The organism is Muriicola sp. SD30 (genome assembly GCF_041205185.1).
Lineage (GTDB): Bacteria > Bacteroidota > Bacteroidia > Flavobacteriales > Flavobacteriaceae > Muriicola.
In genome coordinates, this window is record NZ_JBGEWB010000001.1 from 469,271 (window position 1) to 483,379 (window position 14,109).

Annotated in this window: 13 protein-coding genes; 5 read left to right on the forward strand and 8 right to left on the reverse strand. The window is 42.4% G+C overall.

Going from position 1 to position 14,109, the window contains the following annotated elements; translation table 11 throughout:
- The first annotated feature begins 111 nt into the window (after positions 1-111).
- A complete protein-coding gene (locus AB8P51_RS02060) occupies positions 112-972 on the forward strand; it encodes a hypothetical protein (RefSeq protein WP_369747107.1) in 861 nt (286 codons plus the stop codon).
- 41 nt (positions 973-1,013) lie between these two features.
- On the opposite strand, the gene accD is transcribed toward AB8P51_RS02060, so the two are convergent.
- The 3 genes from accD to AB8P51_RS02075 are packed head-to-tail and all read right to left on the reverse strand — an operon-like array spanning position 1,014 to position 5,620.
- Complete coding sequence (gene accD / locus AB8P51_RS02065; RefSeq protein ID WP_369747108.1) at positions 1,014-1,871, reverse strand: acetyl-CoA carboxylase, carboxyltransferase subunit beta; 858 nt, start codon at positions 1,869-1,871, stop codon at positions 1,014-1,016.
- Positions 1,872-1,907: 36 nt separating this feature from the next.
- Positions 1,908-2,975 carry a class II fructose-bisphosphate aldolase gene (gene fbaA / locus AB8P51_RS02070; protein WP_369747109.1) on the reverse strand — a complete coding sequence of 356 codons (1,068 nt, stop codon included), beginning with the start codon at positions 2,973-2,975 and terminating at the stop codon, positions 1,908-1,910.
- A gap of 59 nt (positions 2,976-3,034) precedes the next feature.
- Positions 3,035-5,620: a BamA/TamA family outer membrane protein gene (locus tag AB8P51_RS02075; RefSeq protein ID WP_369747110.1), complete on the reverse strand. Its 2,586-nt coding sequence runs from the start codon at positions 5,618-5,620 to the stop codon at positions 3,035-3,037.
- 24 nt (positions 5,621-5,644) lie between these two features.
- Here AB8P51_RS02075 and AB8P51_RS02080 point away from each other — a divergent pair, with 24 nt between their 5' ends.
- Complete coding sequence (locus tag AB8P51_RS02080; protein WP_369747111.1) at positions 5,645-6,373, forward strand: TrmH family RNA methyltransferase; 729 nt, start codon at positions 5,645-5,647, stop codon at positions 6,371-6,373.
- A gap of 1 nt (position 6,374) precedes the next feature.
- On the opposite strand, the gene AB8P51_RS02085 is transcribed toward AB8P51_RS02080, so the two are convergent.
- Together AB8P51_RS02085 and ubiE are read right to left on the reverse strand one after the other, a co-directional pair.
- Positions 6,375-7,073, reverse strand: coding sequence for a porin family protein (locus AB8P51_RS02085; RefSeq protein WP_369747112.1), 699 nt, complete (start codon positions 7,071-7,073; stop codon positions 6,375-6,377).
- Positions 7,074-7,077: 4 nt separating this feature from the next.
- Positions 7,078-7,806, reverse strand: coding sequence for a bifunctional demethylmenaquinone methyltransferase/2-methoxy-6-polyprenyl-1,4-benzoquinol methylase UbiE (gene ubiE, locus AB8P51_RS02090; protein WP_369747113.1), 729 nt, complete (start codon positions 7,804-7,806; stop codon positions 7,078-7,080).
- A gap of 232 nt (positions 7,807-8,038) precedes the next feature.
- Between ubiE and trkA the strand changes: the two genes are divergently transcribed.
- Both trkA and AB8P51_RS02100 read left to right on the forward strand, forming a co-directional pair.
- Positions 8,039-9,388, forward strand: coding sequence for a Trk system potassium transporter TrkA (gene trkA / locus AB8P51_RS02095; protein ID WP_369747114.1), 1,350 nt, complete (start codon positions 8,039-8,041; stop codon positions 9,386-9,388).
- 1 nt (position 9,389) lies between these two features.
- Positions 9,390-10,880, forward strand: coding sequence for a TrkH family potassium uptake protein (locus AB8P51_RS02100; protein ID WP_369747115.1), 1,491 nt, complete (start codon positions 9,390-9,392; stop codon positions 10,878-10,880).
- 6 nt (positions 10,881-10,886) lie between these two features.
- Here AB8P51_RS02100 and AB8P51_RS02105 read toward each other — a convergent pair whose 3' ends face one another.
- Both AB8P51_RS02105 and AB8P51_RS02110 read right to left on the reverse strand, forming a co-directional pair.
- Entirely contained in the window at positions 10,887-12,071 is a 1,185-nt protein-coding gene (locus tag AB8P51_RS02105; RefSeq protein WP_369747117.1) for a pyridoxal phosphate-dependent aminotransferase, read from the reverse strand.
- A 12-nt stretch (positions 12,072-12,083) separates the two neighbouring features.
- A complete protein-coding gene (locus AB8P51_RS02110) occupies positions 12,084-13,187 on the reverse strand; it encodes a fatty acid desaturase (RefSeq protein ID WP_369747118.1) in 1,104 nt (367 codons plus the stop codon).
- A gap of 120 nt (positions 13,188-13,307) precedes the next feature.
- On the opposite strand from AB8P51_RS02110, the gene rsmG reads away from it, so the two are divergent.
- The gene (gene rsmG, locus AB8P51_RS02115) at positions 13,308-13,943 is read left to right on the forward strand and encodes a 16S rRNA (guanine(527)-N(7))-methyltransferase RsmG (protein WP_369747119.1); all 636 of its coding nucleotides are present in this window, start codon (positions 13,308-13,310) and stop codon (positions 13,941-13,943) included.
- Here rsmG and AB8P51_RS02120 read toward each other — a convergent pair whose 3' ends face one another.
- Positions 13,944-14,072, reverse strand: coding sequence for a hypothetical protein (locus AB8P51_RS02120; RefSeq protein WP_369747120.1), 129 nt, complete (start codon positions 14,070-14,072; stop codon positions 13,944-13,946).
- Between the last annotated feature and the right edge of the window lie 37 nt (positions 14,073-14,109).

The window sequence follows — 14,109 nt, forward strand, 5'->3', positions numbered from 1 at the left end:
AAAGATAGTAATAATTTAATAATAAGAGCTGTGTGGAAATATTTTTTGGTCATACGTTAAACCTTTCTTAAAGAAATTGGTCTTAGATGGGTAATCTTTAAAAACTACATTATGAAAAAGAGTCTCAAAACATTGAACTATGCAGGTGTTGTGCTACTGGCAACAACCTTATTGATTTCCTGTGACAAGGAGGAATCAACTCCATTTGTGGAACAAGAAACCTTTGAAGTGGCCGAACTGAAGGTCAGTGATGAAACAGAAATGATCTCAGAAGAAGTTATGAATATTGCGGAAGACGTGTATATGGCTGATGAAGTCCTTGCCACTTCCAAATTTTCGTATAATTCAGATTTTCTTCCAGACTGTGTGACCATTACCACTGTAATTACTTCAACTACAAAAGAACGCACCATTGATTTCGGGGAAGGGTGTGAATTGCCTAATGGAAATGTGCTGAGTGGGATCATTTACCTCAGTTATGCCAAGGACATGGAAATGGCTACAAAGACCCTGAGTCTGTCACTGGAGAATTTTACCTTTAACAGTGTTGCCATTGAAGGCTCGGCATCTATTCTTAGAATGAGAGCCAATGAGGAGGGAAATCCTCAGTCTGATGCCGACGCCAGTTTCTCTGCAACCTGGCCTAATGGCGATACCGCTAGTTTTACAGGTGAAAGAACCAGAGAATGGATTGAAGGATACGGTACTGGCTTCTGGGGAGATAATGTTTACCTGATTTCCGGAAAAGGTACTTTTACCGGACCTATGGGGAATGTCTTTGTAAAAGAGACTGTTACTCCTCTGAGAAGAGAATTGGCATGCCGATTCATTGTAAGCGGAATATTGAATATTTCAAGAAATGATGCAACGGCTAGTCTCGACTTTGGAGATGGAAGCTGTGATGCTAAGGGACTACTTACCTATCCTGATGGAAGCAGCAAAGAGATCTTCCTCCGAAGATTCTTAAACTAAGATCAACGAAAGAAAAAGCCCTGATGATTCAGGGCTTTTTTTTATCGTACCGGATTATTTTGTATCAGGTCAAGATAGAGATTGATCTTATCTTTTAGTTCGCTGCGGTGGACAATAAAATCCAGGAAGCCGTGTTCCTTGACGAATTCGGCTGTCTGGAAATCCTTGGGCAGGTCTTTTCCCGTTGCTTCTTTCACAACCCGAGGGCCTGCAAACCCTATCAGTGCGCCAGGTTCTGAAATATTGATGTCCCCCAACATGGCATAGGAAGCTGTAGTTCCTCCTGTTGTAGGATCAGTACAAAGAGAAACATAAGGGAGCTTTGCTTCCGCTAGCTGTGCGAGTTTTGCAGAAGTTTTGGCAAGTTGCATTAATGAAAGAGCGGCTTCCATCATCCGTGCTCCCCCCGATTTGGAAATCATCACAAAAGGTACTTTCTTCTTAATGGCCATATCGATACCCCTTGCAATCTTTTCTCCAACAACACTTCCCATAGAACCTCCTATAAAACTGAAATCCATACAAGCCACAACCAGGTCTTTTCCTTTGGATTTTCCGATGGCTGTTCGTACAGCATCTTTTAAACCGGTTTTTTTCTGTGCAGCTTTGAGGCGATCTGCGTATTTCTTTGTGTCTTCAAATTTCAGGGGATCCTTGGAGCTCAATTTGGAATCGAGTTCAGTGAACTTATTGTCATCAAACAATATCTCGAAGTATTCTTTACTTCCTATCCTTACGTGGTAGTCGTCTTCCGGACTCACATAAAAATTCTTTGCGAGCTCTTCGTACTCAACGATCTTTCCCGTAGGTGATTTATACCAAAGTCCTTTGGGAGTGTCTTTCTTCTGCTCCGTAGCGGTCTGTATCCCTTTCTCTTTCCGTTTAAACCAAGCCGTCATAGTCGCTTCTTTTTTAATATCAGAACTACCTTAAAGTTATAGAGTATTCACATTGTTGAGATCTTCGAAAGCCTTTTTCAGACGCTCTACAAATGTCTTTTCACCTTCGCGAAGCCACACCCGTGGATCGTAATACTTTTTATTAGGTTGATCATCTCCGTCCGGATTTCCAATCTGAGATTGTAGATACCCTTCTTTCCCCTTGAAGTAATCACGAATCCCTTCCATAAAGGCGTACTGAAGGTCGGTATCAATATTCATTTTGATTACACCATAACCAATAGCTTCTCTGATTTCCTCCACTGTAGATCCCGATCCACCATGGAAGACAAAGTCGATATGGTTGTGTTCCACATTGTATTTTTTTGTGATGTATTCCTGAGAATTCTTTAAGATCTTAGGAGTGAGTTTTACGTTGCCTGGTTTGTAAACGCCATGTACATTTCCAAAGGCCGCTGCAACCGTAAATCTATGGCTCACTTTAGACAATTCTTCGTATGCGTAAGCCACTTCTTCGGGTTGTGTATAGAGTTTGGAGTCATCAACGTCGGTGTTGTCTACTCCATCTTCTTCTCCACCTGTTATCCCGAGTTCAATCTCCAGAGTCATATTCATCTTGCTCATTCGGGCAAGATATTCCTTGCAAATGGCAATATTCTCTTCGAGGGGCTCCTCTGATAGGTCGATCATATGCGAACTGAAGAGAGATTTTCCTGTTGCCTTAAAGTGAACCTCGCTGGCATCCAGAAGACCATCAATCCAGGGGAGTAATTTTTTTGCGCAGTGATCGGTATGAAGGATTACCGTAGCACCATAAGCTTCTGCCAGTTCGTGAATATGTCTGGCTCCTGCAATTGCACCTTTGATGGCTGCTTGCTGACCATCATTGGAAAGTCCTTTCCCTGCATTAAATTGTGAGCCTCCATTCGAGAACTGTATAATCACAGGAGAATTAAGGGCTGCAGCAGTTTCCAGAACAGCATTTACGGTGTTTGAACCGGTTACATTGACGGCGGGTAGCGCAAATCCTTTTTCTTTTGCATATGCAAAGATTTTCTGAACTTCATCGCCCGTGGCGACACCCGGTTTTATATTGTGGGACATAGTTTTTAGTTTGATTTATCTGTTAACCTACTCGGGCAAAAGTAATAAAATAATTAGGTCTAAAAGGGATAATTGATTCCTATTTGTATGACCGCATTACCAAAATTATAATCCCTGAACCATCTTTTTGATTGCACTTCAGCGGGATTGTAAGTTTTAAATCCGGTGTCGACCCGGAATACAAAATAGGTAAAATCGTACCGAAGACCAAAACCTGTCCCCAGGGCAATATCGGCAAGGGATTCGAATCCGCTGAAAGTCTTCGCGGGATCATCAACATTGTCCCATACATTCCAGATATTACCAGCATCTGCAAACAGTGCGCCCTTTATATTTCCCACGATCGGAAAACGGTATTCCAGATTAAAGGCCATTTTCAGATTTGCTTCATTAAAGTCGTTTATGTCACTTGAACTGCCAGGACCCAGGGAATACGGAAACCATGCCCGGTTGTCATTTGAGCCACCTGCGAAGTAACTTCGCACAAAAGGAACACTTTCAGAGTTGCCATATGGAATGGCGACCCCAAGGAAACTTCGGAATGCGAGAACGTTCGACCTGCTGAGATCCCAATGCTTGATAAAATCAAATTCAGTTTTTACATACTGGGAATAGGGAACGCCAAAAACCAGCAGATTGTCATTGTCATTTTGATTGAAGGGAATCACATATGACAAGCCAGACAGGAGGTTTCCAGCACTTTCCAGATTCATTCTGAACTGGTAGAAACTATTATCGTTGATTCCCCCCTTATTATTCTTTGTAAAGGTGTAATTGCTCGAAAATATCAGGTTGTTTTCTGTGAGTCGGTCTCTGCGTTCTTCAATCCGGCTCACATCGATGAAATCATCGGTATCCGTCGTTATGGTCCCGTCGAGGACTGCCTGGGTAAAACCGGTTGTTCCTTCAGGGATGATCAGGTTAGGATCATCCGGATCATTTGAAGATTCGAAGAATTCGGCCAAAGTTGGATCGTCCTCATAATTGTCGGCGATGTCATCGAGTGACTCATATGTACTGGTATAAACATTAAAAAATCGATCCGGGTTAACATTCCTCACATAGAGGATATTTAACAATTCAAGTGAATTCCTTTTAAAGGTATTCGGAACCCAGCCATACCTTAGAATAGAATTAAGAGTCTGCTTGTCCAAACCTATATTTTTCTGGAAGCTGGTACCCGCAGAAATACTGGTTTTTGGAAGCATAAAATTAGGGATAATTCGCTTGGTATTCAGCAAGGGGAACCAAATCCTGGGAAAGGTAAGGTTGATATCAGCTCCGACTTCCGAGAAAAAATCCTCGGGAAGGGAAGTGTCACTTAAAAGACCAAAAGTCCCCCGTGCAGACAGACTTAAAGTTTCTGCACCCCCGAATACATTTCTGGTAATAAGGGAACTGCTAAACCCGATTCCCAGGCGTTGAATGTTGGAGTGCGTAATATCCAGGTTAAGGCTCAGGGAATATTTTGGTCTTGCTGTTAAAAAAATATTAGAAATGAGTTTGGTCTGTGTACTGTCTTCGAGAATCTGGATATTGGGATATTTAAAGGTGTTGAGGTTGGTGATCTGCCTATAGGTTCTGAGCCTGTCCAGATCTCTGTATAAACTGTCCTTCTCAAAAAAAATGGCATCGGTGAGAGCCTTGGGTTTGTACCTTAATTTTTCTTTAAAGTAAATTGTGTAATTCTCAAATTCGGTAGATTGCAGCGTTTCTGTCTCATCTCCAAATTCGTAATCGGCATAAATATTAATTTTTTCGAAAGAAAATACCTTATATTCTGAAGTGGTTATCGCCGTATCACTTCGTTTTCGCAGGTTATCTATATTGAGTTCTACGTTCATCTGCTGATCGTCCCTTATCTCAGTAGTATCGCGAAGAATATCATAGGTGATGGAGCTCTCCTGGAAATTATATACACCCGAATTCCGGAACAACTCGGTAAGCCTTTGTCTTTCGTTGTTAAAATCGGTCAGATCGAATTGCTTCTTTTCCTTGATAAAGGAATTCTCCCTGGTGCGCTGATATAAAGAATCGATTGCCGGAGAGGCAATATTTCGGGATAACGAATCGATATAAAAGGGTTTTCCCAGTGTAACTTCATAATCGATTGCTGCCCTTTGCTCTCTTTTTTCTTCCCTGATTTTAAAGGTTGTTGAATTGTTGAAATATCCCTTACTCCCATAATAAGAATTCAATCTCTGAAGCGTTTTTCTTACTCTGGAAGTATCGATAACCACCGGTGCCTCTCCAATTTTCTTTAACCATTCGCTGTAACCTTTGACGAAAAATGATTCCCCCAAAGCGTCGACCTGTTTTTGAGACAAGAGATTGGCTAGTCGATCTTCCCTTCCGGGTTTTTTGTGCAGCCATGCCTGGAAGGTGGAATCTGGGTCCTTTTTAGCCAAATTGTAGAGATTAAGGCGCAGTGGATACCCCAAAACACGGGTATTGGGTTTCTGAACGATAAGACTTTTAATATCTTCGTCCAGGACCTTTACACCATCGACGAGAATCGTATTTTTTGTGAGTAAAAGTTCGTCTTCCCCAACCCTTTTTAATGTATTACAGGAGGAAAGCAGCGCGATAAGCAGGAAGATACCTATTTTAGCGGCGATGCCTTTAAGAGGAAAGGGGGTATTCATAAGTACCAAAAATACATTATTTGGATGGTTGGTAAAAGTCAATTAAAGTTTATAAAAAGCTTACAACTAAAAAAGTACCGAAAGGCAAATGGCCTGTTCGTGGCCGAGGGAGTTAAACTGGTTAATGAGTTATTAAAAACCGATCTGGAGTCTGAAGGGGTCTATACTACTCAGCCGGAACTGCTGCCTTCCGAATTCTCCTCATTTGAGAGAATCGGTGAATCGGATCTCAAAAGGATGAGCGGACTCAAAACGCCTAACAAGGTACTGGCAGTTTTTCGGATTCCTAGAGCTCCTGAAGCGGTCATGGAGGAATGGACAATCGCTCTGGACGGAGTAAAAGATCCGGGGAACCTGGGAACCATTATTCGACTTTGCGATTGGTTCGGAATTCGGCAACTGTTGTGTTCGGAAGATACTGTAGATTGCTATAATCCTAAAGTTCTGCAGGCAACTATGGGGTCCATCGCCCGTGTAAATATTATTTATACACCCCTGGAACCCCTGTTAATAAAATCAGGTTTACCGGTTTATGGAGCGGATATGGAAGGAGAAAATGTCTATGGACTCAACTGGCCGACAAGTGGGATTCTGGTTATGGGGAATGAGGCCCATGGAATTTCAGACGAAGTGTGTGAAGTAATGGAGAAAAAGGTAAGTATCCCTCAATTTGGGAAAAGTACAACTGAAAGTCTTAATGTGGCTACGGCAACTGCCGTATTTTTAAGTGAATTGCGAAGAAAGGATAGCTGATCTACTCAAAAGTGAAGTTTACGAAAACTCCGCGTGTGCGTAAGGCATCGATATTAGCCGTCCAGGGACTCGATGGATCATTATCGGGAACCAGTTCATCGGTTATGGCAAATACACCCCGTATGGAGGGTGAGAATTTAAAATATTCGGTGTAAAAATCGATCCCAAATCCAAGTTCGTAATTAAAAACCTGACTTTTCATTCTAAACGTTCCGCTGCTATTGTCATCAAGGCTGTCCTCATTGCTGCCCAGGTTGAGAGAGGCCGAAAATCCTCCTACGAGGAAGGGTTTCCAGTTTCCGATTCTCTTGGTACTTGCTTTCAGTAAAAGGGGAAAGTTAATGTAGGTCGATTTCACCTCTCTGATAGCATCATTTTCTTCTGAAAAACCAGGGAATCCAAGCGTTCTTGTGCCGTAGTAAAGGCCCGGTTCAAAACGAAGATCAAGGTGTTCGTGCAAGCGTAATTCACCGATGAGGCCAACATTAAAACCTATGGTCTTATTAACCAGTATGTCCTGGAGGTCATTGGTGTATTCAAACTTAAAATCATATTGATTAAAGCCGAGGAAATACCCCCAGTTCAACAAGGCCTTATCTTCATTTTCCAGGTTGAGGATGGGTCTTTCATTGAACTGTGCAAATACTCCGTAACCCGATGTACAAAGGAATAGTGCCAGTAGAATGGTGAATCTTCTCATAAATTTACTTCGAGGCGATATAAATAGAGGCTACCCCAAATGTCTGGGGCTTATTCTCCATACCTATAAACCCGATTTTCCCTAAAATATTGTTGAATTCGCGGCCATGGGGAAATACCGAAGCAGAATCACTTAAATACTGATATGCCGATCTGTCTTTGGAGAAGATTTTACCGATAGTTGGCAGAACATATTTGGAATAGAACTTGTAACCTTGTTTAAACGGTGTTTTCGTTGGCACCGAAGTTTCCAGGATCACCAGAGTGCCCTCTGGTTTCAGGACCCTGTAGATCTCGGCCAGGCCCTTCTCCAGATTTTCAAAATTGCGAACCCCGAAAGCTACTGTAACGGCATCAAAACTATTATCTTCAAATTGGAGATTTTCACTGTCACCAACTATCATTTCTACTTTTCCTTCTAATTTTTTGCGAACAACTTTTGTTTTTCCAACCTCCAGCATTCCTTTTGAAATGTCGAGACCAACAATTCTGGAAGCTCCGGTTTCCACCAGATTGATAGCGAGGTCTCCAGTACCGGTGGCAATGTCCAGGATTTTATCGGGAGATTTTGTCTTTAATATCCCGACAACCTTTTTACGCCATTTCACGTCGATCCCGAAGGAAATAACCCTGTTCAAACCGTCGTATTCACCAGAAATGGCATCGAACATAGTGGTTACCTGCTCCTTCTTGCCCTGTGATGAATCTTTGTATGGTGTTACATTCCTTGGCATTACAGCAATTTTCCTGCAAAGATAGCATATAGTTGAAGTATAACAGCTGGCAATGAGAAGAAGTATGCCTTCATATCAGAATCTCAACTCCCTATATACAGGTTTGCAATAAAAATGTGTAATTTTGCCTCGCAAACCATGCAACTCTTCCTTAGGTAAGTGCCGTGGATTATAGATCAAAATAGAACTTCCTAGACGATCTGTATAATATGTTTAAAGATCTTATTTTCTTATGAAGATTATCATTGCTGGAGCTGGCGAAGTAGGGTTCCATTTAGCGAAGCTACTTTCCTATGAATCACAGGATATCACCTTAATCGATACTCATAAGGAAAGCCTTATATATGCCGACAACCACTTGGATATTAGGGTGTTAAGAGGGGATGCTACTTCCGTATCTATTCTCCAGGAGGCTAGGGTTGAGGGCTCAGATCTCGTAATTGGGGTCACTTCTTCGGAAACGACCAACATTACACTCTGTATGTTAGCCAAGCAAATGGGGTGTAAAAAGACCATAGCCAGAATTTCGAATACTGAATTTCTGGATCATCGGGAAATGATCAAATTCTCTGAACTGGGGATAGATGAACTCATTTCTCCCGAGGAATTAGCTGCTTCAGAAATACAACTTCTTTTACATCAGTCGGCTTTCCACGACACTTACGAGTTTGAGGATGGTGCCTTGATCATGGTGGGGGTTTCCCTGCCCAAAAGCGCACCCTTTGTGGGAAAATCGGTGAAGGAAGCGGCTTCTATTTTCCCTGAACTGCATTTTATGCCCATCGCCATGCAGCGTAGTGGAACACAATTTACCCTGATCCCCAGGGGGGATTCGGTGTTTAAAGCCGATGATCAGGTATATTTCATTACCGACCGAAAGGGAGTTGATGAATTGTACAAGCTTACCGGGAAGAAGAAGGAGGCGATGAAAAATGTCATGATCCTGGGGGGTAGCAAGGTTGGTTTTAAAGCAGCCCGCGATCTTTGTGGGAAGAAATTCAATGTAAAACTAATCGAGAAGAACAAGGAAAAAGCATTCGATCTTGCCGATATTCTGCCCAACGCCCTGGTCATCAACGGGGATGGCAGGAATGTGGAATTGCTGGAAGAGGAAAGCCTGGAATCGATGGATGCCTTTATAGCGGTGACCGGTAATTCAGAGACCAATATTATGTCTTGTCTGGTGGCTAAATCTAAGAATATAAAAAAGACGATAGCCCTGGTTGAAAATATGGACTACTTTCAGTTGTCGCAATCAATAGGTATCGATACACTGATCAATAAAAAACTTCTGGCAGCCAACAATATCTTTCGGTATGTAAGAAAGGGGGAAGTAGTGGCACTTACACGACTAAACAACCTCAATGCCGAAATACTTGAATTTGAGGTAAAACCAGAATCGAGAATGAACGGGCAAGTCATTCGCGACCTCGATTTTCCAAGAAATGCCATCATCGGCGGGGTTATAAGAAACGGTCTGGGTATGATCGCCCTGGGGGATTTTGAAATTACAGCCGGTGACCGGGTTGTGGTTGGTTGCCTGCCCCAGGCGATCCAGAAAATTGAACGCTTATTTCTATAAAATGGGGTTCAACACGAAAATCATCCTTCACCTCATGGGCCTCCTATTACTTTGCAACGGAGGATTTATGCTCCTGGCGGCCCTCGTAAGTGGCATCTATCAGGACGGTGTAACCCTGGATATTACCCTGGCGGCGATTGTTACCATGATGCTTGGAGTAATGGCCATGTTTCTCACCAGAGGCCATGAAAAAGAAGTGAGCCGGAAAGAAGGGTATATTATCGTAACCTTTGGGTGGATCATAATGGCAGCCTCCGGCGTTTTACCCTACTTATTTTCAGGTGCCATACCGGGTATTACCAATGCCTTTTTTGAAACCATGTCGGGTTATACAACCACAGGAGCATCTATTATTGATGATATAGAGGCCTTGCCGGAAGGAATTCTATTCTGGAGGAGTCTTACTCACTGGATTGGGGGCATGGGAATTATTGTCCTTGCTATTGCCATATTGCCTTTATTGGGAATAGGGGGGATGCAGCTCTTCGCCGCCGAGGCACCTGGGCCAAACGCAGACAAACTACATCCAAGGATTACGGATACCGCTAAACGTCTGTGGTTGATTTATTTTGGCTACACAATGGCCGAAACCCTCTTATTGAAACTGGCAGGAATGTCGTTCTTCGATGCGATCAACCACTCCCTAGCCACTTTATCCACCGGGGGTTTTTCAACCAAAAATGCGAGTCTGGCCTACTGGAATAACCAGCCTCTGATTCAATACATCGTTATCTTTTTTATGTTCCTGGCCGGAAGTAATTTTGTCCTGAGTTATTTTGCTTTCAAGGGGAAAGTCCAGAAGGTCCTCAGGGATGAAGAATTTAAATTCTACGCCATACTTATGGGGATCTTTGTCCTAGCGGTTGGCCTTGTAATTTATTTTAAGGCTGAAGTGCCAGTCTCGGATTATCATCCCATGGTTATGGGTAATGTAGAAAGCTCATTCAGGCATGCCCTCTTTCAGGTGGTAGCTGTAATAACAACTACGGGTTTTGTTACGGCCGATTTTACAGCCTGGACACCTTTTGTTACAGTTTTCTTCTTCGGACTGATGTTTATTGGAGGTTCTGCCGGATCTACTGCAGGAGGTATTAAAATCATGCGGCATATCCTGATCATCAAGAACGGTCTGCTCGAATTTAAAAGGACCTTGCATCCCAATGCGATTATCCCTGTGCGTTTCAATCAAAAGACGGTCACCGAGCATGTGGTCTATAACGTCATCGGGTTCTTTGTACTTTATATGTTGTTGTTTATTATAGGCGCGCTGGTGTTGGGCTTTTTAGGCCTTGATTTTGAATCTTCCATTGGAGGGGCTGCTTCTTCCCTGGGTAATGTTGGTCCTGCTTTTGGCACCCTTAGTCCGTTGAATAATTTTAACAGCTTGCCCCAACTTGGAAAATGGTGGTGTGGATTTCTGATGCTGGCAGGAAGGTTGGAGCTCTTCACGGTCCTTATCCTCATGACTCCCTATTTCTGGAAGAAAACCTAATTAGGCTTAAAGTACTTTCTTTATCCTGTCTACGGCTTCGCGAATCTCAGCTTCAGAGGCAGCATAGGATATCCGGATGCAATCAGGGTTGCCAAAGGCTTCACCGGTAACTGTTGCCACATTGGCGTGCTCCAGCAGGTACATGGCAAAATCTGAAGCATTATTGATTTTGACTCCTTTCAACTCCTTTCCAAAATAACTTGAAATATTCGGGAAGACATAAAAGGCTCCTTCCGGTACGTTCAGTTTAAATCCGTCAATCGTACCCAGAAGGCCCAGAATAAGGTCGCGCCTCTCCCGGAATTTGTCAATCATGAATTGTATCTTGCTTACGGGAGCTTCTAATGCGGCGATAGTGGCGCGTTGACCTATTGCGTTGGCACCACTTGTAATTTGCCCCTGAAATTTAGTACATGCTTTCGCTATCCAATTAGCGGCTCCGATATAGCCAATCCTCCATCCTGTCATGGCAAAGGCCTTGGAAACTCCATTTACGGTGATAGTCCTGTCATACATTCCTTCAATGGTGGCAATACTGGAGTGTTTTCCCCTGAAATTGATGTGTTCATAGATCTCATCTGATACAACGAAAATTCCCGGGTGCTTTTTCAACACTTTCGCAAGCCCTTTCAGTTCTTCTTCGCTGTAAACAGAACCACTGGGATTACAGGGAGAGCTAAACCAAAGCATCTTTGTCTTTGGCGTAATCGCAGCTTCTAGCTGTTCAGGCGTCATTTTGAAATCGGTTTCTATAGAAGTCGGTACCTCAACCGGAGTCCCTTCTGCAAGTTGGACTATATCGCTATAGCTTACCCAGTAAGGAGCTGGGAGGATCACTTCATCCCCTTTGTTGAGCATAACCATGGCTACATTGGCCAGGGATTGTTTTGCACCGGTAGAGACAACAATCTGATTAGGAGAGTAGGTGAGGGCATTATCTCGTTTAAACTTTTCTGAAATGGCCTTTTTAAGATCCGCATATCCGTCTACCGGAGAATAGCTGCTGTAATTTTCGTCTATAGCCTTTTTGGCAGCATCCTTTATAAAATCAGGAATATTAAAGTCGGGTTCCCCCAGGCTAAGACCAATGATATCCTTGCCTTCGTTTCTGAGTTCGCGAGCCTTGGCGGCCATAGCAAGGGTGGCCGAAGTAGATAATTTGTTGATTCTATCGGATAGTGGGTTGCTCATTGCGGATAAAATTTACTGAAACTGCAACTGAGGATTCTTCCCCAGTTCTTTTAAATGTCTGAAGTGCGAAATTATGGCTTTTCTGGTAGTTTTATACTCATTGTAAGGCAAATTAAACTCCTTAGCCGTTTCTTTCACAATTTTGGAGATTTTTGTGTAATGGATATGACTGATGTTAGGGAAGATATGATGTTCAACCTGATGGTTGAGTCCGCCGGTAAACCAGTTGACAATCTTATTTTTGGTTCCAAAGTTTACTGTGGTAAACAACTGGTGAATAGCCCAGGTGTTTTTCATTGATCCGTCTTTCTCAGGTAAGGGGGTCTCTGCTTCATCCACCACATGTGCCAGTTGGAATACAACACTGAGAATAACACCTGCTACGTAATGCATAATAAAAAACCCGAGAAGGATTTTCCACCATGCAATATTCAGAAATATCATTGGGAGGACGATCCAGATGGTGACATATATTGCTTTTGTGGCAAGTAGTACACTCCAGTTCAGGAACGGGTTTGGAAACTTGCCATATGACAACTTCCTTTTAGTGTATCTATACATCTGCATAAAATCGGTTGTAATGGCCCAGTTGAAGGTAAGTAAGCCGTATAGCAATACAGAATAGAAATGTTGAAATCTGTGAAATCGGTGCCATTTGGCATGTTTGGAAAAGCGTAATACCCGTCCTGCTTCGAGGTCTTCATCATGGTTGTGGATATTCGTATAGGTATGGTGCAATACATTGTGTTGTACCTGCCAGTTATATACATTTCCGGCAAGGATGTATATACTGCTGCCCATGAGTTTATTTACCCATTTTTTGGTTGAGTAGGAACCGTGATTGCCATCGTGCATCACATTCATCCCTACGCCGGCCATACCAACTCCCATAGTAATGGTAAGTAATAGGTTAGCCCAGTTGGGCAGGTTTAATGTCAGGATTAGAAAATAAGGTGCGAGAAAAAGGGAAAACATAACAGCGGTTTTAAGGTGCAGCCGCCAGTTCCCGGTCTTTTTTATATTGTTCTCTGCGAAATAATCATTGACCCGTTTATTGAGGGTCCTGAAGAATTTGGCTGAGTCCTTTCTTGAAAATTTAATTGTTTGATTCTCCATAAATAGTACTAAAAGCCGTAAAGATAACGTAATATGTTACTATTTAATGCCCGTCATGTCATAAAATTAGATTAAAAAGTGATTTGAATTGTGGTATTTTTGGTCAGGAAATCACCTTATATGGATGCGACTTTAATTAGAAAATACTTCCCTGATCTTACGGCTTTACAGCAACAACAATTCGAGAAGTTAGGTGAACTTTACCAGGACTGGAATAAAAAAATCAATGTGGTATCACGTAAAGACATCGATGAGCTTTACCTGAGACATGTGTTGCATTCACTGGGGATTACCAAAGTGATGTCTTTCCTTCCCGGAGCGCAGGTCCTCGATGTGGGAACGGGTGGTGGATTTCCGGGAATACCACTGGCAATTCTCTTCCCTGAAACTCAGTTTACCCTGGTAGATTCCATTGGAAAGAAAGTTAAAGTAGTTGGGGAAGTGGCAGATGGATTGGGATTACAAAACGTCACGGTAAAAAATATGCGTGTCGAAGGACTTCAGCTTCAGTTTGATTTTATTGTGAGTAGAGCTGTAGCCGCCATGCCAACATTTGTGCATTGGGTGAGAGGAAAAATAAAAAAGGAATCGAGTCACTCTCTAAAGAATGGCATTCTGTATTTAAAAGGGGGGGATTTAGCTGAGGAATTAAAGACCTACAGAAATGCCCAGATCTTTAATCTTTCCGATTATTTTATAGAGGACTTTTTTATATCAAAGAAGGTTGTTTACTTGCCTTTGAAATATAAAGGATAACTACATAGTTAGCATAGACAGATAACAATATCTGCACTTTCGGGCGTACTTTTTTATAGCCTGGTAGTGGCGATTGAATTTCGACATAATCATTCCCTGAGAATTGTTAATGGCAACTGAATTCTTCATATGAATTGATTTTATATTACTAATTTACAAAAAAATT